The organism is Luteimicrobium sp. NPDC057192 (assembly GCF_042670205.1).
In the GTDB taxonomy this organism is placed as follows: domain Bacteria; phylum Actinomycetota; class Actinomycetes; order Actinomycetales; family Cellulomonadaceae; genus Luteimicrobium.
Window position 1 is genome coordinate 56,949 of record NZ_JBHUWD010000021.1, and the last position, 20,000, is coordinate 76,948.

Below are 20,000 nucleotides of genomic sequence, written 5' to 3' on the forward strand. Positions count from 1 at the left end.
TGTCTGGTCGACACGTGCCCGGGGCGTGTGATTCCGTATGACCGGAAGTGCCTGAAACGGACAGCGGACGTGCGGAGAGCGATGCCCACCCTCGAGATCGACCACCTCGACAAGGCGTACGGCCCGGTCCACGCCCTGCGCGACATGACGTTCGACGTGCACTCCGGTGAGATCTTCGGCTTCGTCGGCTCGAACGGCGCCGGCAAGACGACGACCATGCGGATCGCGCTCGGCGTCCTCGCGCCCGACTCGGGTCAGGTCCGGTGGGACGGCAGCCCGGTCGACCTCGAGACACGGCGCCGCATCGGCTACATGCCGGAGGAGCGCGGGCTGTACCCGCGGATGCGCGTCGACCAGCAGCTCGTCTACCTGGCGCGCCTGCACGGCAAGGCGCCCGCGGAGGCCAAGGACGCGATGGAGCGGTGGACGGAGCTCCTCGGCGTCGCGCACCGGCGCACCGACGAGGTCCAGAAGCTCTCGCTCGGCAACCAGCAGCGCGTCCAGCTCGCCGCGGCGCTCGTCCACGACCCGGAGATCCTCGTCCTCGACGAGCCGTTCTCGGGCCTCGACCCGGTGGCGGTCGACGTCATGAGCGGCGTGCTGCGCGAGCGGGCCGCCGCCGGTGTCCCGGTCCTGTTCTCCTCGCACCAGCTCGACCTCGTCGAGCGGCTGTGCGACCGGGTCGGCATCATCAAGGACGGCCGCATGGTCGCGGAGGGCGCGATCGACGAGCTCCGCACCGCGGCGCGCCCCCAGTGGTTCGTCGACGGCGCGGCGGCGAGCGCGTGGGCGCCCTCGCTGGCTTCGGGGAGCGGGCTGCGGATCGTGAGCTCCGACGGTCACCGGACCGTCGTCGAGCTCGACACCGCGTCCGCCGCGCACCCCCTCACCCCCGACGACGCCGCCCAGGCGGTCCTCCAGGCCGCCCTCGCTGCGGGCGCCGTCCGTAGTTTCACACCGGTCCGGCACTCGCTCGTCGAGCTGTACCGCGACGTCGTGTCCGCCCCGACCGAGGAGCCCGCCGCGTGAGCACCACCACGTCCCCCAAGCCCGCCGAGCGGACCACCCGGGGGCCGGGCCCGGACGCGCCGGCGTCGGCGTGGTCGACCGTGCGGATGGTCGCGGGCCGCGAGCTCACCACGCGCCTGCGCTCGCGCGCCTACGTCGTGACGACGCTCGTCATGTTCGTCGCGGTCGTCGTCGGCGGGGTCGTGATCCACCTGGCGCAGGGTTCGTCCTCGTCGACGGTCGTGGGCCTCACCCCGCAGACGGCGTCCCTCGCCCAGCCGCTGGAGGCCTCCGCGCAGGCTGCGGGCGAAGACATCGAGGTCGAGCAGGTCGCCGACGACGCCGCCGCGAAGAAGGGGGTCGAGGACGGCTCGCTCGACGCCGCGCTGACGGGCGACCCGGCGTCCTTCACGGTCGTCGTCAAGAAGGAGCTCGACACCACGGGCACCGCGGTCCTCACGAGCCTGCGCCAGCAGACCGCGCTCGCGAGCGCCGTCCAGAAGCTCGGCGGCAACCCCGCCCAGGTGTCGCAGCAGCTCAGCACCGCGACGCTCGACGTGACGGCGCTCGAGCCCCAGCCCGAGCGCGACGGCGCGCAGATCGTCGCCGGGTACGTCGCGGGCATCCTGCTCTTCATCACGCTGCAGACGTGCGCGCAGCTCGTCGCGCAGGGCGTCGTCGAGGAGAAGTCGAGCCGGGTCGTCGAGCTGCTCCTGGCGACCGTCCGACCCTGGCAGCTCATGGCCGGCAAGGTCCTCGGGATCGGGGTCGTGGGGCTGATCCAGGTCGCGGTCGTCGTCCTCGGCGGGGCGGGGACGGCGGCGGTGCTGGGACTCGTCGACGCGAGCGACATCGACCTCGGCGCGACGGCGGCGTGGTCTCTCGTGTGGTTCGTCGTCGGGTTCGTCATGTACTCCCTCGCGCTCGCCGCGCTCGCCGCGCTGGTCTCGCGCCAGGAGGACATCGGCTCTGTGACGGCGCCCGTCGTGATGCTGATGATCGTGCCCTACATCATCGGGATCTCGATCGCCCCGTGGAACCCGGACAGCCCGATCGTCCAGTGGCTCAGCTACATCCCGTTCTGCGCGCCGCTCGTCATGCCGATCCGGATCGCGCTGGGCACCGTCGAGACGTGGCAGGCGATCGTCTCGGTGCTCATCTCGCTCGCCCTCGTGCCGGCGCTCGTCTGGCTGGCGGGCCGGGTCTACTCCAACGCCGTCCTGCGGACGGGCGCGCGCGTCAAGCTCCGCGACGCGCTGCGCGCAGCCTGACGACGCCCGCTCACCCGGACACGGACAGGAACGCCGCCGCGGCGAACCCGAGCGTCGTGAAGAGCCCCGCGACGAGCCCGGACTTCCGTGCCGCCTCGGGGATCATCGAGTCGATGAGCATGACGAGCAGGGCGCCCGCGGCGAAGCCGTCGATCGCGGCCTGCAGGCGCGGCGACGCGAAGTCCGCGACGAGGTAGCCCCCGACCGTCGCCACCGCGCACACGACGGCGATCGCGACCCACAGCCGCATGACGGTGCCGGTGGCTCGGCCGTCGGCTCGCATCTGGGTCGACGACCCGACGGCCTCGGGCAGGTTCGAGACGAAGATCGCGGCCAGGAGCGCCACGCTCACGCCCTCGCCGGCGGCCAGCCCGATCCCCAGCACCGCCTGCTCGGGGATGCCGTCGAGGAAGGCGCCGAGCGCGAGCGCGGGGCCGGCCCCCGTGCCCGCTGACGGGCCCGTCCGGTGGCGCGAGCCGGAGCGTTCGAGGGCGCGGTCGGCCGCGAAGTAGGCGAGCGCGCCGACCGCGAGCCCGGCCGCGACCCCGGCGCCGCCGTCGAGCTGTGCGCCCTCGCGGACCAGGTCGTAGCTGACCGCGCTGATCAGCGCACCCGCCCCGAACGCCAGGACGGCGCCCGTGACCTTGTCGGGCCACCGGCGCCACACGCCCAGCCACGCCCCGACGACGAGCGACGACGCCGCGACCGCACCCCAGAGCACCGCGGCACCCATGCGTCCTCCGGTCGGTCGACGTGCGTCTGCCGGGTCCGACCGTAGCCCGGGCCGGCTCGTCCCGGCGCGCCGAGCGCCTGCTCGGCAGGTCCACGTGACGGACGGCACGGATGACGGCCGCGGCGTGCCGTGTTGTGCGGGCGTGACCCTCGCCCCCGCCGGGCTTCCCGGCACCGCCGTCGACGCACCCGTCGGCACCGGTGTGCTCGACGGGGTGGGCGTGCTCGACGTGGTCGTCGTCGGGGCCGGGCAGGCCGGGCTGTCGACGGCGTGGCACCTGCGTCGCCGTGGCTTCGTAGCCCCGTGGGAACGGCGGGCGGACGGCCGGACGTTCGTCGTGCTCGACGGCGAGGACGGACCGGGCGGGGCGTGGCGCCACCGCTGGGAGTCGCTGCGCATGGCGACGGTCAACAAGGTCCACGACCTCCCGGGCATGGCGCTACCGGCCGTCGATCCCGCGGAGCCGTCGCGCGACGCCGTCCCGCGCTACTACGCGGCGTACGAACGCGCGTCCGGTCTGCCCGTCGTCCGGCCGGCCCGTGTCACGCGCGTCGAGAGCACCGATCCCGACGACGCCGCCGCGCCTCTGCGTGTGACGCTCGCCGACGGCCGCGCGGTCCTGACGCGCACCCTCGTGAACGCGACGGGCACGTGGACGCGGCCGTTCTGGCCGCATTACCCCGGCCAGGAGACCTTCCGGGGGCGCCAGCTGCACACCGCCGACTACGTCCGCGCGGGGGACTTCGCGGGGCAGCACGTGGTCGTCGTCGGCGGCGGGATCAGCGCGGTCCAGCTCCTCGCGGAGATCAGCGAGGTCGCGTCGACCACGTGGGTGACGCGCCGCGAACCCGTGTGGCGCGACGACGAGTTCACGCCCCGGGCGGGCCACGACGCGGTCGCGCTCGTCGAGGAGCGGGTCCGCGCGGGGCTGCCGCCCGGGTCGGTCGTGAGCGTGACCGGGCTGATCCTCACGCCCGCGCTGCGCGACGCGGCGGCCCGCGGCGTGCTGGTACGCCGGCCGATGTTCGACCGCATCACGCCCGACGGCGTCGCCTGGGCCGACGGGACCCACCAGCACGCCGACGCGATCCTGTGGGCGACCGGGTTCCGCGCGGCGCTCGACCACCTCGCCCCGCTGCACCTGCGCGGGCCGGGCGGCGGCGTCGTCATGGACGGGACGCGCGTCGTCGGCGAGCCGCGGGTCCAGCTCGTGGGCTACGGGCCCTCGGCGTCGACGATCGGCGCCAACCGGGCCGGCCGCGACGCCGCCCGCGAGGTCTCCCGCCACCTCGACGCCCTCCCCACCCCCGCGAAGTAGACCGGCACATCTCGCGAGGTACCCCGGCATCCCGCATACCTCGCGAGGTACCCCGGCATCCCGCATACCTCGCGAGGTACCCCGGCATCCCGCATACCTCGCGAGGTACCCCGGCATCCGGGGTACCTCGCGAGGATCGGGCGTGTCAGGCGGCCTTGCCCGCCAGGTACCCGTTCGCGTCGATGACGTACTTGTGCGCGGCGCCCTTGTCGAACTCCTCGTACCCGCGCGGGGCGTCGTCGAGGCCGATGGTGGTCGCGCCGACGTTCTTCGCGATGTGCACGCGGTCGTGCAGGATCGCCTGCATGAGCCCGTAGTTGTACTTCATGACCGGACACTGCCCGGTCGTGAAGGACAGCGACTTCGCCCAACCGGTGCCGAGGCTCAGGGACAGCGAGCCCTTCTTCGCGGCCTCGTCGATGCCGCCGGGGTCACCGGTGACGTAGAGCCCGGGGATGCCGAGCGCGCCGCCCGCGGCGGTGAGGTCCATGAGGTCGTTGAGGACGGTGGCGGGCGCCTCGCCCGCTCCCGCCCCGTGGCCCTTGGCCTCGAAGCCGACGGCGTCGATGCCGCAGTCCACCTCGTCAACCCCGAGGATCTGCTCGATCTGCTCGACGGGGCCGCCCTTCGTGAGGTCGACGGTCTCGCAGCCGAACGACCGGGCCTGCGCCAGCCGGTCGGCGTTCATGTCCCCGACGATGACGACGGCTGCCCCGAGCAGCTGCGCGCCCGTCGCCGCGGCGAGGCCCACGGGCCCGGCACCCGCGACGTACACGGTCGAGCCGACGCCCACGCCCGCCGTGACGGCACCGTGGAAGCCCGTCGGGAAGATGTCCGACAGCATCGCGAGGTCGAGGATCTTCTCCATCGCCCGGTCCTTGTCCGGGAAGACGAGCGCGTTGAAGTCGGCGTACGGGACGAGCACGTAGTTCGCCTGGCCTCCCACCCAGCCGCCCATGTCGACGTAGCCGTAGGCGCTGCCCGGCCGGTCGGGGTTGACGTTCTGGCAGATCCCGGTCTTGCGCTCCTTGCAGTTCTTGCACCGCCCGCACGCGATGTTGAACGGCACCGAGACCAGGTCGCCGACCTTCACGAACTCGACGCCCGGCCCGACCTCGACCACCTCGCCGGTGATCTCGTGGCCCAGCACCAGGTCCTGCGGCGCCGTGGTGCGGCCGCGGACCATGTGCTGGTCGGAGCCGCAGATGTTCGTCGCGACCGTCTTGACGATCGCGCCGTGGGGGACCTTCCGCCCGATGTTCGCCGGGTTGACGCCCGGGCCGTCCTTGAGCTCGAAGGTCGGGTAGTCGATGTCGATGACCTCGACCTTCCCCGGTCCCTGGTACGCGACCGCACGGTTCTTGTCCGCCATCGGATCCTCCTCGATCACGACTCCCCAGGGGTCTCCTGGGGGGCTTCCTTCGACCGTAGGCCGGGTCGTCGACCTCGGCAGGCGGGGCAGCAAACCGGGACCCGTCAAGACTCTTGACGTCAAGACACGGGTACCCTCGGACCATGCCCGCCACCGACCCGCACCCCGACGAGGTCGACCGCATCGTCGCCGCGTGGCAGCGGGTCCGTCCCGACCTCGACGTCGAGCCGCTCACCGTGTTCTCGCGCGTCAGCCGGCTGGGGCGCCACCTCGACCTCGCGAGGCGCGGCGCGTTCGCGCGCTCGGGCCTCGAGCCGTGGGAGTTCGACGTGCTGTCGGCGCTGCGCCGGGCCGGCCAGCCGTACCGGCTCTCGCCCGGCGCGCTCGTCACCCAGACGCTCGTCACGAGCGGCACCATGACCAACCGCATCGACCGCCTCGAGGAGCGCGACCTCGTCCACCGGCACCGCTCCCCCGACGACCGCCGCGGCGTCCTCGTCGAGCTGACCGACGAGGGCCTGCGCCGCGTCGACGGCGCCATGACGGAGCTGCTCCAGGTCGAGGCCAGCATCCTCGAGGTCCTTCCCCCCGCCGACCGGTCGCACCTCGCCGCCCTGCTGCGCGTCGTCGTCGGGCCGTTCGAGGACTGAACGATGAGCACCCCGTCCACGCCCAGAAGACTGCCCGCCGGCGGCGCGTCCGGCCTCCTGCTGACAGCCGTCGTGCTGGTCGCGCTCAACCTGCGCGCGCCGATCGTCGCGCTCGCCCCGGTGACCGGTGACGTCCGCGCGGACCTCGCACTGTCCGCGGCCGCCGTCGGCGTCCTCACCGGCCTGCCGGTGCTGTGCTTCGCCGTCGCCTCGCCGCTCGCGTCGGCGGTGATCGCCCGGCTCGGCATCGAGCGGGTGGTCCAGCTCGCCCTCGCGACCATCCTGCTCGGGACGATCGTCCGCTCGGTGGGCTCGTTCGCCGCGGCCGTCGCGGGCACGGTCCTGCTCGGCCTCGCCATCACCGCCGGCAACATCGCGATCCCGCTCGTGGTCGCCCGCGACTTCCCGAGCAACGCGGCCCGCGTCACGGGCGTCTACTCGGCCGCGCTCAACGGCGGCTCCGTCCTCGCGACGGCGTTCACGGCCCCCGTCGCGGACGCCGTCGGCTGGCAGTGGGCGCTGCTCGTGTGGGCGGTGCTGGTCCCGGTGGCATGGGTCGTCTGGCAGCTCGCGACGCGCCGGCGCGGGCCCGAGGCCACGCCCCGGACCGCGCTGGCCAGCGCCGCCGACGAGGTCCACGCCCTGCGCCGCCCGCTCACGTGGCTGCTCGTCGCGATGTTCGCGGGCCAGTCGTTCGGGTACTACGGCACGACGGCGTGGCTCCCGACGATCCTCCACGACACCCTCGGGCTGGACCCGAGCGCGTCGGGCGGCGCGGCGTCGCTGTTCCAGCTCTTCGGCGCGATCGGGGCGATCGCGATCCCCGTCGTCCTCGGCTGGCGGGTCACGCCGCGCGGCGCGTTCGTCGCGATCGCCGTCGGCTGGCTGCTCTTCCCGATCGGGCTGCTCCTCGCGCCGGCCCAGTGGGCGGTCTGGGCGTCCCTCGCGGGCGCCGCCCAGGGCGCCAACTTCACGGTCATCTTCACGATCGTCGCCGTGCGCGCCACGTCCCTGCGCGAGGCCCGCACCACGTCGACCGCGGTGCAGACGTTCGGGTACGTGATCGCCGCGCTCGCGCCGTCGGCGATGGGCGCCGTCCACACCGCGACGGACGGCTGGACGGCTCCCCTGGTGGTGCTGCTCGTCGTCGTCGCGGTCATGGTCGTGGCCGGGCTCCTCGCGACCGCGCCCCACAAGCCGGACGTCCGCCCGGTCTCTGGCTAGACTCGGCTCGTCGAGGCGGGAACGGTCCCGCCGGCGCCCTCAAAAGGGGCGCGTGCGGGCGCGGCGCGCCCCGGGACACATACGGCAGCGCATCCGTCCGTGTCACCGTGAGGTCTTCCGTGCCCGCATCCACCACCGTCTCCGCCCACGTCGCCCGCACCCTCGCCCGCCACGTCGACCACGTGTTCGGCGTCATGGGCAACGGCAACGCCTGGTTCCTCGACGCGCTCGAGCGCGAGACCACGACGCCCTTCTCCGCCGTCCGGCACGAGTCCGGGGCCGTCGTCGCCGCCGACGCGTACTTCCGCGCGTCGGGCCGGATCGCCGCCGCCACCGCGACCTACGGCGCCGGGTTCACCAACACGCTCACGGCGCTCGCGGAGGCGGCGCAGGCGCGCGTGCCGCTCGTCCTGCTCACGGGCGACGAGCCGACGTCGGGCCCGCGTCCCTGGGACGTCGACCAGATCGCGCTCGCCGCCGCCGTCGGCGCCCGCACGTACACCGTGGGCCGCGCGGACGCCGCCGCGACGACCGTCATCGCGGTCGAGCACTCGCTCGCGTACAGGGTGCCCGTCGTGCTCGCGATCCCCTACGACGTCGCCGCCCTCGACGCCGGGCCGCTCCCCGAGCCGCCCGCGCCCGTCCTCCCGGGCCCGCTCGCCCCCGCCGGCCCGTTCGACGCGGCCGCGATCGACGACCTCGCCCGCACCCTCGCCGGCGCCCGGCGCCCCGTCCTGCTCGCGGGCCGCGGGGCGTGGCTCGCGGGCGCCGGGCCCGCCCTCGGCGAGCTCGCCGACGCGACCGGCGCGCTCACGGTCAGCACCGCGCTGGGGCGCGGCGTCTTCCCCGACAGCCGCTACGACCTCGGCGTCGCCGGCGGGTTCGGCGCCGACGGTGCGATGGCCCTCGTGCACGAGGCCGACGTCGCCGTCGTCGTCGGGGCGTCGCTCAACCAGTTCACGATGCGGTTCGGCGAGCTCTTCGCGCCCGGCACGCGCGTCGCCCAGGTCGACATCGCGCCCGCCGCGACCCACCGGCACGTCGGCACCTACGTCCGGGGCGACGCCGCGCTCGTGACCCGCGCCCTCGTGGACGCCCTCCACGGCGCCGACGCCACGCCGTCCGGCTGGCGCGAGTCCGTCGACGTCGACGGCGCCCGGTGGTACGCGACCGGCCCGGTCGACGGCATCGCCGCGGACGGCCGCCTCGACCCCCGGACCGTCGCCCACCGCCTCGCCGACCTGCTCCCCGCCGACCGCGTCGTCGTGTCCGACGGGGGCCACTTCATCGGCTGGGCCAACATGTACTGGCCCGTCGCGTCGCCCGACCGCATGCTCATGGTCGGCACCGCCTACCAGTCCATCGGGCTCGGGTTCCCGAGCGTCGCGGGCGCCGCGGCCGCCCGCCCCGGGTCCGCCGTCGTGCTCACCACCGGCGACGGCGGCGGGCTCATGGCCCTCGCCGACCTCGAGACCGCGGTCCGCACCGCTGGCGGCCGGGGGCTGGCCGTCGTCTGGAACGACGCCGCGTACGGAGCCGAGGTGCACGTCTACGGGCGTCAGGGCCTCACCGACGGGCCCATGCGCATCCCCGAGGCCGACTTCGCGGCGCTCGCGCGCGCCGTCGGCGCGGAGGGCGTCGTCGTCCGGACGCTCGCCGACCTCGACCGGGTCGCCGCGTGGCGCGACGAGCCCGCCGACGAGCGGCGGTTCCTCCTGCTCGACTGCCGGGTCTCGCCGGGCGTCGTCGCGCCGTACCAGGAGGAGATCCTGCGGGCGAACCGGCGCCACTGACGCGCGTCGTCCGGGCCCGCGTCACAGCGGACCGATAGGTTGGGAAACACCGTCGTACGCAGGGAGGACGCATGGCCGAGCCGCGCTGGCTCACCGCCGACCAGATGCGCAGCTGGCTGCGGCTGCAGGCCGTGGTCGAGCTGTTGCCGGGCGTCCTCGACCAGCAGCTGCAACGCGACGCGCAGCTGACGCACTACGAGTACCTGACGCTCGCGATGCTGTCCGACGCCGACGACCGGTCGCTGCCCATGTCGGCCCTCGCGCGGCGGACGAGCGCCACGCTCCCCCGCCTGTCGCACGTCGTCCGGAGGCTCGAGGAGCGCGGCTACGTCCGCCGGTCCCCCGCTCCCGACGACGGCCGGGTCACCGTCGCGAGGCTGACGGACGCCGGATGGGAGAAGGTCGTGGCGTCGGCGCCCGGGCACGCGCGCAACGTCCTCGAGCACGTCTACGACCGCCTCGACGACCAGGACGTCGCCGACCTCACCCGGGTGCTCGGGAAGATCGTCCAGGGCATCGACCCGGCCGACCGGTTCGGCGTCCTCGCCGCCGAGCACCCCGCGATCCGCTCCGACGGCACGGGCCGCTGCTGACCCGCGGCCTGTCAGAAGCTCAGGGCGCTCCACTGCCGCCAGGTTCTGACAACTCCTCCGGTGCCGCGGCGTGTCAGAAGCTCACGGCACTCTGCTGCCGTGAGGTTCTGACACGTCCCGTTGTGCGGAACGGCCGCACGCTGGTAGGCCTGAGGTATGGACGACGACGTCACTCCCCTCTCCCCCCGGGTCGCCTCATGAACCGGCTCACCGCACGCCGGAGGGTCCGCCGGATCCGCCTCGACACCGCTCCCGCCGTGAGCGTGTCCGTCCGCGAGGACGTGCTGGCCGTCGAGGAGCCGCTCGAGATCCGCGTCGCCGGCCGCTCGTACGCGGTCACGATGCGCACGCCCGGGCACGACGTCGAGCTGGCCGCGGGTTTCCTCGTGTCCGAGGGGGTCGTGACGCGCGGGGAGCAGCTCGCGGGCGCGCGGTACTGCGCGGGCGCGACGGCGACCGGCCCGGACGGTGCCCCCGAGAACACGTACAACGTGCTCGACGTCGGGCTCGCACCGGGCGTGCGCCCGCCCGACCCGGCGCTCGCCCGCGAGTTCTTCACGTCGAGCGCGTGCGGGCTGTGCGGCAAGGCGTCGGTCGACTCCGTCCGGACGCGCTCGGCGTTCACCGTCGTCGACGACCCGCTCGTCGTCGACCCCGAGCTCCTCGCCACGTTCCCCGACCGGCTGCGCGCCGCCCAGGCGATCTTCGAGCGCACGGGCGGCCTGCACGCGGCCGGCCTGTTCGACGGCCGCACCGGCGACCTGCTCGTGGCCCGCGAGGACGTCGGTCGGCACAACGCCGTCGACAAGGTCGTCGGCTGGGCGCTCCAGCGCGACCTGCTGCCCCTGCGCGGCACGGTCCTCATGGTGTCGGGGCGGGCCAGCTTCGAGCTCACCCAGAAGGCCCTCATGGCCGGCATCCCCGTGCTCGCGGCGGTGTCCGCGCCGTCGTCCCTCGCCGCCGAGCTCGCCGACGACGCGGGGCTCACGCTCGTCGGGTTCCTGCGGGGCGCCTCCATGGTGGTCTACGCCGGGGCGGGACGGTTGCACGGCGAGAGCCAGGACGGTGCAGGCAGGGCGAGCGCCGTCGTCGGACACGGAACGAAGAACCAGGCAGGTGCGGCATGAGCGCGGACCAGGGCGAGGGCAGGATCCCGGCAGGGGCCCCGCGGCACGACGTCGGTGCGGAGGACGACGGGCTCGAGATCGGTCCGCCGAAGGAGTGGGCGGCCGGCGTGCCGGGCATCCTGCACGCGCTCGACCCCGCGCTGCGCGGCATGGGCCCGGGCCGGACGGCGAAGCTCCTGCTGCGGATGAACCACAAGCACGGCTTCGACTGCATGAGCTGCGCATGGCCCGACCCGGACCGCCGCAAGGCCGCCGAGTTCTGCGAGAACGGCGCCAAGGCCGTGAACTGGGAGGCGACGCCGCTCACCGTCGACGCGGGGTTCTGGGGCGAACACTCCGTGACCGAGCTCGCGGGACGGTCGGAGTACTGGCTGGGCCAGCAGGGCCGGCTCGTCGACCCGGTCTACAAGGCCGCGGACTCGGACCACTACGCGCCCGTCTCCTGGGAGCAGGCGTTCCGGATCCTCGGCGAGCACCTCGCCGACCTCGACTCGCCCGACCAGGCCTCGTTCTACACGAGCGGGCGGACGTCCAACGAGGCCGCGTTCGCCTACCAGCTGTTCGCCCGTGCCTTCGGGACGAACAACCTGCCCGACTGCTCGAACATGTGCCACGAGTCCACGGGCGCGGCGCTCGGCGAGGTGATCGGCGTCGGGAAGTCGACCGTCCTGTACGACGACTTCGCGAAGGCCGACCTCATCATCATCATGGGGCAGAACCCCGGCACCAACCATCCGCGCATGCTCACGGCGCTCGAGGAGGCGAAGGAGGCGGGCGCCGCCATCGTCGCCATCAACCCGCTCCCCGAGGCGGGCCTCCTGCGGTACAAGAACCCGCAGACGCCGCGCGGCATCGTGGGCCGCGGGACAGCCCTGGCCGACCAGTTCGTGCAGGTGCGGCTCGGCGGCGACATGGCGCTCATGCAGGCCGTCAGCAAGCGCGTGCTCGACGCCGAGGCGCGGCACCCCGGCGCGGTGCTCGACCACGACTTCCTCGACACGTACACGACAGGTCTCGACGCGTTCGCCGCGTCGCTCGCCGACCTCGACGAGGCCGAGGTGCTTGCGGCGACGGGCGTCACGAGCGCGGAGATCGACGAGCTCGCCGACCGGTACCTCACGGCGCAGCGCGTCATCGTCACCTGGGCCATGGGCCTGACCCAGCACAAGAAGGCCGTGCCGACGATCAAGGAGATCGTCAACCTCCTGCTCCTGCGCGGGAACATCGGGCGGCCGGGCGCCGGCGCGTCGCCGATCCGCGGGCACTCCAACGTGCAGGGCGACCGGACCATGGGGATCTGGGAGCAGATGCCCCCCGCGTTCCTCGACGCGCTCGACGCCGAGTTCGGCACGTCGGTCCCGCGCGAGCACGGGCTCGACGCCGTCGGGACGATCGACGCGATGCGCCGGGGCGAGATCCGGACCTTCGTCTCGCTGGGCGGCAACCTCGTCGCCGCCGTGAGCGACACCGGCGCGGCCGAGGAGGCGATCGCGCGCTGCGACCTCAGCGTCCAGATCTCGACCAAGCTCAACCGCTCGCACACCGTCACCGGCCGCGAGGCCCTCATCCTGCCGTGCCTCGGGCGCACCGAGATCGACAGGCAGGCGTCCGGGGAGCAGTTCGTCTCCGTCGAGGACACCGTCTCGGCCGTGCACGCCTCACGGGGCTCGGTCGAGCCCGTCGGGCGCAACCTCCTCTCCGAGGTGACCATCGTCGCCCGGATCGCCCGTGCGGTCGCGGACGCCCGGCGCGCCCGCGGTGCCGACTCCCACGACCTCGACGCCGTCGGCTGGGAAGCCTTCGAGCGTGACTACGACGTCATCCGCGACCACATCGCCGCCGTCGTCCCCGGCTGCGACGACTACAACGCCAAGATCCGTCAGGAGAATGGCTTCGTGCTGCCGCACGGCCCGCGGGACTCCCGCACGTTCCCCACCTCCGACGGCAAGGCCCACCTGACCGTCAACGCGCTCGAGCACGTCGCGTGCCCGCCCGGCCGGCTCCTGCTGCAGACCGTCCGCGCCCACGACCAGTTCAACACCACCATCTACTCGCGCAACGACCGGTACCGCGGCGTCAAGGGCGGCCGCGACGTGATCTTCGTCCACCCCGACGACGTCGCCGACCTCGGCCTCCTCGACGGGCAGCAGGTCGACGTGCACAGCGAGTTCGAGGACGGCGTCGACCGGGTGCTGCCGGGCCTGCGCGTCGTGGCCTACCCGACCGCGCGGGGCTGCGCCGCCGCGTACTTCCCGGAGGCGAACGTGCTGGTGCCGCTGGGCGCGGTCGCGGAGACGAGCAACACGCCCGTGTCCAAGGCGGTCGTCGTGCGCCTGGAACCCTCGGCGGTGCCGACCCCGGCCTGAGCGGAACGTCGCCGACGGCGACGCCCCGCCCGCCGACGGTGACGCTCGGTTCGCCGACGGTGACGCTCGGTTCGCCGACGGTGACGCCCCGCCCGCCGACGGTGACGCTCGGTTCGCCGACGGTGACGCCACGTCCGCCGACGGTGACGCCCCGCCCGCCGACGGTGACGCTCGGTTCGCCGACGGTGACGCCCCGCCCGCCGACGGTGACGCCACGTCCGCCGACGGTGACGCTCGCCCATCGGGACCATGCGATCACCCCCACAGGCAGTCGCCGACCATGGCTTTGGCCCCCTCCGGCTGTCGAACAGGTGGGGACCCTGGGCGCCGAGTGCCGTGGTCCCCAAGCGCATGCTCGGCACGACGTCGCCGGGCCGCCGATGACCCTGCCGGGCTCGCGCTCGGGGCCCGCGACCATGCGGTTGAAGACACCGAGCACCGACGAGCATGGGATCACGCGCATGGTCGGCGTCGAGAAGGGGTGTGCTCGCATGCTCGGCGCGCGCCCGGAGCCCAGTCGCATGCTCGACGACGGTCCGGACTGCCAGGCGCGGGCGTGTCGGTGAGCAACCGGTCGAGCGGGCCGGGGGCGGGGAGGTGTCGAAGGACGTCAAGGAGTGCGCACGGCCCCCAGGGCCGAAGCACGACAGTCCGAGACAGCTCACCGCACCCGCCCGCGGAACTCGACCACCACCGCCCACGTCACCGTCGGCGAACCCAACGTCACCCTCGGCGAACCCAGCGTCACCCTCGGCGAACCCAGCGTCACCCTCGGCGAACCCAGCGTCACCGTCGGCGAACCCAACGTCACCCTCGGCGAACGGAGGCGGCGGCACCGGGGCCGTGAGGACCAGGCACCCGACCCGACTACCCTTTCCAGGTGGCCCATCTGCTCGGGGGCGAGTCCCTGCACGTCGAGTTCCCTACCAAGGTCGTCCTGGACGACGTCACCGTCGGTGTCTCCGAAGGTGACCGCATCGGCATCGTCGGACGCAACGGCGACGGCAAGTCGACGCTCCTCGCGCTCCTCGCGGGGCGTCTCGAGCCCGACGCCGGGCGGGTCACCGTCCGCCGCGACGTCCGGGTCGGGATGCTCGACCAGTCCGGCGAGATCGACCCCGACCTCACGGTCGCGCGGGCCGTCGTCGGCGACCTCGACGAGCACGAGTGGGCGTCCGACCCGCGTATGCGCGACGTCGTCACGGGACTCGTCTCGGACCTGCCGTGGGAGGGCCGCGTCGGCGACCTGTCCGGGGGCCAGCGCCGCCGCGTCGGGCTCGCGAACCTGCTCGTCGGGGACTGGGACGTCCTGATCCTCGACGAGCCGACCAACCACCTCGACGTCGAGGGTGTGACGTGGCTCGCCGCGCACCTCAAGCGGCGCTGGTCCGCGAACGCGGGCGGGCTGCTCGTCGTGACCCACGACCGGTGGTTCCTCGACGAGGTCTGCACCGCCACGTGGGAGGTCCACGACCGCATCGTCGAGCCCTTCGAGGGCGGCTACGCCGCGTACGTGCTGCAGCGCGTCGAGCGCGACCGCCAGGCGGCCGCGACCGAGCAGCGGCGCCAGAACCTCGCGCGCAAGGAGCTCGCGTGGCTGCGCCGCGGCGCACCGGCACGCACGAGCAAGCCGAAGTTCCGCATCGAGGCCGCCAACGCGCTCATCGCCGACGTGCCGCCCGTCCGCGACACCGTCGAGCTGTCCCGGCTCGCCACGAGCCGGCTCGGCAAGGACGTCGTCGACCTCCTCGACGCGTCCGTCACCTACCCCGGCCCGACGACGTCCGACGGCGCCCCCGGGCCCGACCGGGAGGTCCTCCACGACGTCACGTGGCGCATCGCACCCGGCGAGCGCACCGGGATCCTCGGCGTCAACGGGGCCGGGAAGTCGACGCTCCTCAAGCTGGTCACCGGCGACCTCCAGCCCACGTCGGGGCGTGTGAAGCGCGGCAAGACCGTCAAGGTCGTCACGCTCACCCAGGAGCTCGCGGAGCTGCGCGACATCGGCCGGGAACGCGTGAGCGACGTCGTCGCCCGCCGCCGCTCGACGTACACGATCGGCACCGGGTCCAAGGCGCAGGAGCTCTCCCCCGGCCAGCTCCTCGAGCGCCTCGGCTTCACCAACGCGCAGCTCTCGACGCCCGTCGCGGACCTGTCGGGCGGCCAGAAGCGCCGCCTCCAGCTCCTCATGATCCTGCTCGACGAGCCGAACGTCCTCGTCCTCGACGAGCCCACGAACGACATGGACACCGACATGCTCACCGCGATCGAGGACCTCCTCGACTCGTGGCCGGGCACGCTCCTCGTCGTCTCGCACGACCGGTACCTGCTCGAGCGCGTCACCGACCAGCAGTACGCGATCCTCGACGGCCGGTTCCGGCACCTCCCGGGCGGCGTCGACGAGTACCTGCGGCTCCGCGCCGCGGGGGCCGGGTCCGGCGCTGTCGCCGGGTCCGGGGACGGTCGGGGAGAGTCCGCCCTCGCTCCCGCCGGCTCGCCTCCCGAGGAGTCGCCTGCGCTCACCGGGTCCGCGTTGCACGCTGCCCGCAAGGACCTCGAGGCCGTCGACCGTCGGCTCGCGAAGCTCACCGGCCAGGTCGACGCGCTGCACGCGCGCATGGCCGAGCACGACCAGTCCGACTACGGCTGGCTCGGCGAGCGCACTGCCGAGCTCCGCACGCTCGAGGACGAGGTGGCGACGCTCGAGGAGCGGTGGCTCGAGCTGTCGGAGCAGATCGGCTAGCCCCCGGACGCCAGGACGCTCGCGCCGGAACCGCGCCAGCGCGCCCCGCCGTGCCCGCTCCGGGCGGCGTACCCCGCCGGTGCCGTAGCGATCGGTCGCACGACGCGCCGCTCCTTCCCCGGGCGCGCACAGCACCGCGTGCGACGCTCGAGGAGCGGTGCCTCGCCCTGTCCGAGATGATCGGGGAGCAGCACCCACGCAGGGGATAGGCCGCTGACCCGGGAGGTCTTGCGCGTGAGCACCCTTGTCCGTCGTCACCCGTCCGGAGCGAGGCCAGGTGCTGTGCGCGGCCTGAGCGCCGTCGCCGCAGGGGTCGCGATCGCCCTGGTGGCTGCCGGCTGTTCGGGCGACGACGACGAGCCCGCCGTCACCGACCCGACGGACCCGCCCGCCGTCGCGCACGCCTACGTGTCGCGGCCGGACCTGACCCCGCCGGTGATCCGGACGACCGTCGGCTCGCTCCCCCACGACGCCGCGGACGACGCCGCCGAGGGCAACGTCATCGCTCTCGGGCCCAAGGACGAGGACCAGCAGCCGGCCATGCAAGGGGCGCTCCTGGTCGACCCGACGGGCGAGCCGGTGTGGGTGTCCCCGATGAAGGTCGGACCGTTCGACGTGCGCGTCCAGCAGTACCAGGGCCGCCCGGTCCTGACGTACTGGGAGGGCACGTCGTCGGACTCGGGCTCGGGTGCGGGGCACGTCGTCCTGCTCGACACCAGCTATCGCAAGGTCAAGGCCGTGACGACGGGCGGCGACGTGGGGGCCGGCAAGGCGGACATCCACGAGACGACCATCACTCCCGACGACACGATCCTCCTGACGGCCTACGTCCCCGCCCAGACCGATCTCACCGCCGTCGGCGGACCCCGGGACGGCTGGGTCGAGGAGGGCGTCGCGCAGGAGGTCGACGTCGCGACCGGCAAGGTCCTGTGGGAGTGGCGCTCGCTCGACCACGTCCCGGTCCAGGAGACGTACGCCAACCTGGCGAAGGGCATGGGCACCCAGGACAAGCCCTTCGACTACTTCCACATCAACGCGGTCGCGCTCGACGGCGCGGGCGCCTTCCTCGTCTCGGCCCGCAACACCCACACCGTCTACAAGGTGGCCCGCGCGACGGGGAGGGTCGACTGGCACCTGGGCGGCAAGCAGAACGAGTTCGTGCAGGGCGCGCAGTTCGCGTGGCAGCACGACATCCGCCTGCAGGACGACGGCACGTTCACCCTGTTCGACAACGAGGGCTCCCCGCGGGTCGGGCCGACGTCGCGGGGCCTGCGGCTCACGGTCGACGAGAAGGCGATGACCACGTCGATGGTCGCCCAGTACCTGCCGCCGACGGCTCGGCACTCCGACACGCAGGGCAACGTCCAGGTGCTCCCGAACGGGAACGTCCTGGTCGGCTGGGGTCAGCGGCCCTACCTCACCGAGTACGACGGCGGCGGGAACCTCCTGGGCGAGCTGTCCTTCTCATCTGGGTCGAGCTACCGGGCCTACCGGCAGACCTGGCACGCGACGCCCGCGGACCCGCCGGACGTCGTCGTGCAGGGCGACGCGGTGCACGTGAGCTGGAACGGCGCGACCGACGTCGCACGCTGGCGGGTGGTGAGCGGCGCGGACGAGTCGTCGGCGAAGCCCGTCGCGACGAGCGCGAAGAAGGGCTTCGAGACGACGATCCACGCGTCCGGCCTCGGCGCGTACGTCGCGGTCCAGGCGCTCGACGCCGACGGCGCGGTCGTGGGGACCGGGACGCCCGCGGCTTAGAGGTCGCGCGGGTAGGCGGTGCCGTTGCGAGCGTCGTCCAGCGTGCGTCCTGGCAAGGCGGAGGAGGGAGCCGTGGCGGAGCCACGGCGACCGACGACAACGCCGCCAGGGCGTGCGATGGACGGCGCGCAGTAGGCACGGCCTACCCGCGCGACCTCTGAGCGGCGGCGCGCGAGCGGGCAGGTCACAGGGCGTCGATCGCGCGGTCGAGCCACTCGACGAGGAGCGCACGCTCCCCCGGGCTCAGCATCTCGAGCTGCGGCGCGACGGCCCGGACGGCGACCGCGGCGCCGCGCGCGCCGTCCGTGGGTGACGACGGCGCCGCCGTGGGTCCGTCCGTGAGGATCTGCGCGAGGACCGCCTCGAGGACCGCGTCGGCGAGGTCCGGGTCGCGGTCCTCGGGCGGCGTCGCGAGCAGCGTGGTGATCACCCCGACGCCGCCCGCCTGGACGAGTGCGACCGCCCGGCGTTCCGTCACCCGGAGGCGGCCGGTCGCGGCCACCCGGTGGATGCGCGCCTCGAGGATCTCCTTGCCGAGCCGGGCCGCCGGGGAGTCCACGACGCGGGCGGGCTCGCTGAGCATCCGGAAGACGTCCGGGTTGGCGAGGCCGAACTCGACCTGGGCCCGCCAGCCGGCGCGCAGGTCGTCGAGGGGGTCGACGTCCGAGGCGCGGGCCGCGTCGACGACGTCGGCCTTGGCGGCCACGAACGCGCGCATCACGTGCTCGGCGACGGCGTCGAGCAGTCCGTCCTTGTCGCCGAAGAGCCGGTAGATGGTGGGCGCCTGGACCCCGGCGGCCTCCGCGACGCCGCGCGTCGTCACGGCTGCGGGCCCTCCCGACCGGAGCAGCGCGGCCGCGGCGCCGACGATCCGCGACCGGGTGTCCGCGCGTTCCGCGCCGTCCTGGGCCGCTGTCGCCGTGCTCGCCATCGCCATGAACCCATGATCACACATCGATGATAACGCTGGCCGTATCGGTGATAGCCTCAAGACGTTTCCAACGATTCGGAGAAGCTCATGATCATCGTGACCGGGGCCACCGGGGCCCTCAACGGAGCCACCGTCGACCACCTCATCGAGCGCGTGCCGGCGCCGGACGTCGTCGTCGTCGCGCGTGACGTCACCAAGGCGCGGCGCTTCGCGGACCGGGGCGTCGCCGTCCGGCAGGGCGACTACGCCGTACCCGGCTCGCTCCCCCGCGCCTTCGAGGGAGCGGACCAGCTGCTGCTCGTGTCGTCGAGCGACCCCACCGCCGACGCCGTCGCGCTGCACCGCGCGGCGATCGACGGTGCCGTCGCGGCGGGCGTCGGCCGGGTCCTCTACACGAGCCACCAGGCCGCGTCACCCACCAACCCGTTCGGACCGGGCCGCGACCACGCCGCCACCGAAGAGCTGCTCGCGGCGTCCGGCCTGCCTTGGACGTCCCTGCGCAACGGGTTCTACGCGCACAGCCTCACGTGGCTCGCTGGCCCGTGGCGCGAGACCGGCGTCATCACCGTCCCCGGCGACGGGCCCGTCTCCTGGACCGCGCGCGAGGACGCGGCCGAGGCCGCCGCCGTCGTGCTCACGTCCGGCGGCGCGTACGACGGCGCGATCACCCTCACCGCCTCCGCCGCGCCGACGTTCGCCGAGGTCGCCGAGATCGCGTCCGAGCTCGTCGGGAGGACGATCACGACGCGGGTCGTCGACGACGAGGACTGGGTCTCTGAGCAGGTCGCCGGCGGGCAGCCCGAGCACATGGCGCGCTTCCTGCTCGGCATGTACCAGGGGGCGCGAGAGGGCTACTTCGCAGGCACCGACCCGCTGCTGCGCACCCTGCTCGGCCGCGACCCGCGCACGGCGCGCGACGCGCTCGCCGCCGTCGTCGCCACCCCCGCGAGATAGACCGGCATCCGGCATACCTCGCGAGGTAGACCGGCATCGGGCATACCTCGCGAGGTAGACCGGCATCGGGCATACCTCGCGAGGTAGACCGGCATCCGGCATACCTCGCGAGCACGGGCCCCGCGCCCTACGACGACGGGGTCCGCGCCCGTCAGCTCT

General features: G+C 73.8%; 15 protein-coding genes. 12 read left to right on the plus strand and 3 right to left on the minus strand.

Annotated features, from left to right (window positions below):
• Positions 1-81: 81 nt before the first annotated feature.
• Entirely contained in the window at positions 82-1,029 is a 948-nt protein-coding gene (locus ACFT5B_RS11460) for an ABC transporter ATP-binding protein (protein WP_386798252.1), read from the plus strand.
• Positions 1,026-2,279, plus strand: a complete 1,254-nt coding sequence (locus ACFT5B_RS11465; protein WP_386798254.1) for an ABC transporter permease — start codon at positions 1,026-1,028, stop codon at positions 2,277-2,279. Before ACFT5B_RS11460 ends, ACFT5B_RS11465 begins: the two co-directional genes overlap by 4 nt.
• Before the next feature lie 10 nt (positions 2,280-2,289).
• On the opposite strand, the gene ACFT5B_RS11470 is transcribed toward ACFT5B_RS11465, so the two are convergent.
• A complete protein-coding gene (locus tag ACFT5B_RS11470; protein WP_386798255.1) occupies positions 2,290-3,012 on the minus strand; it encodes a ZIP family metal transporter in 723 nt (240 codons plus the stop codon).
• A gap of 142 nt (positions 3,013-3,154) precedes the next feature.
• Between ACFT5B_RS11470 and ACFT5B_RS11475 the strand changes: the two genes are divergently transcribed.
• Positions 3,155-4,330: an FAD-dependent oxidoreductase gene (locus tag ACFT5B_RS11475; protein ID WP_386798256.1), complete on the plus strand. Its 1,176-nt coding sequence runs from the start codon at positions 3,155-3,157 to the stop codon at positions 4,328-4,330.
• A 145-nt stretch (positions 4,331-4,475) separates the two neighbouring features.
• Here the strand turns inward: ACFT5B_RS11475 and fdhA are convergent, their stop codons facing one another.
• Positions 4,476-5,702 (minus strand): formaldehyde dehydrogenase, glutathione-independent, encoded by a 1,227-nt coding sequence (fdhA, locus tag ACFT5B_RS11480; protein WP_386798258.1) that lies wholly within the window; start codon positions 5,700-5,702, stop codon positions 4,476-4,478.
• Positions 5,703-5,845: 143 nt separating this feature from the next.
• Between fdhA and ACFT5B_RS11485 the strand changes: the two genes are divergently transcribed.
• From ACFT5B_RS11485 to ACFT5B_RS11520, 8 genes are all read left to right on the plus strand, one after another.
• A complete protein-coding gene (locus tag ACFT5B_RS11485; protein ID WP_386798260.1) occupies positions 5,846-6,352 on the plus strand; it encodes a MarR family winged helix-turn-helix transcriptional regulator in 507 nt (168 codons plus the stop codon).
• 3 nt (positions 6,353-6,355) lie between these two features.
• The gene (locus tag ACFT5B_RS11490; protein ID WP_386798262.1) at positions 6,356-7,576 is read left to right on the plus strand and encodes a CynX/NimT family MFS transporter; all 1,221 of its coding nucleotides are present in this window, start codon (positions 6,356-6,358) and stop codon (positions 7,574-7,576) included.
• Positions 7,577-7,695: 119 nt separating this feature from the next.
• Positions 7,696-9,369, plus strand: a complete 1,674-nt coding sequence (locus ACFT5B_RS11495; protein WP_386798264.1) for a thiamine pyrophosphate-binding protein — start codon at positions 7,696-7,698, stop codon at positions 9,367-9,369.
• Positions 9,370-9,440: 71 nt separating this feature from the next.
• The gene (locus tag ACFT5B_RS11500; protein ID WP_386798266.1) at positions 9,441-9,962 is read left to right on the plus strand and encodes a MarR family winged helix-turn-helix transcriptional regulator; all 522 of its coding nucleotides are present in this window, start codon (positions 9,441-9,443) and stop codon (positions 9,960-9,962) included.
• Positions 9,963-10,159: 197 nt separating this feature from the next.
• Entirely contained in the window at positions 10,160-11,089 is a 930-nt protein-coding gene (fdhD, locus tag ACFT5B_RS11505; RefSeq protein WP_386798268.1) for a formate dehydrogenase accessory sulfurtransferase FdhD, read from the plus strand.
• Positions 11,086-13,455 (plus strand): FdhF/YdeP family oxidoreductase, encoded by a 2,370-nt coding sequence (locus tag ACFT5B_RS11510; protein WP_386798271.1) that lies wholly within the window; start codon positions 11,086-11,088, stop codon positions 13,453-13,455. The genes fdhD and ACFT5B_RS11510 overlap by 4 nt, the downstream gene beginning before the upstream one ends.
• An 880-nt stretch (positions 13,456-14,335) precedes the next feature.
• Positions 14,336-16,198, plus strand: a complete 1,863-nt coding sequence (locus tag ACFT5B_RS11515; protein WP_386798273.1) for an ABC-F family ATP-binding cassette domain-containing protein — start codon at positions 14,336-14,338, stop codon at positions 16,196-16,198.
• Between the two features lie 282 nt (positions 16,199-16,480).
• A complete protein-coding gene (locus tag ACFT5B_RS11520) occupies positions 16,481-17,956 on the plus strand; it encodes an arylsulfotransferase family protein (RefSeq protein ID WP_386798275.1) in 1,476 nt (491 codons plus the stop codon).
• A gap of 184 nt (positions 17,957-18,140) precedes the next feature.
• Here ACFT5B_RS11520 and ACFT5B_RS11525 read toward each other — a convergent pair whose 3' ends face one another.
• Entirely contained in the window at positions 18,141-18,893 is a 753-nt protein-coding gene (locus ACFT5B_RS11525) for a TetR/AcrR family transcriptional regulator (protein WP_386798277.1), read from the minus strand.
• 81 nt (positions 18,894-18,974) lie between these two features.
• Between ACFT5B_RS11525 and ACFT5B_RS11530 the strand changes: the two genes are divergently transcribed.
• Positions 18,975-19,841 (plus strand): NAD(P)H-binding protein, encoded by an 867-nt coding sequence (locus tag ACFT5B_RS11530; protein ID WP_386798279.1) that lies wholly within the window; start codon positions 18,975-18,977, stop codon positions 19,839-19,841.
• The last annotated feature ends 159 nt before the right edge of the window (positions 19,842-20,000 follow it).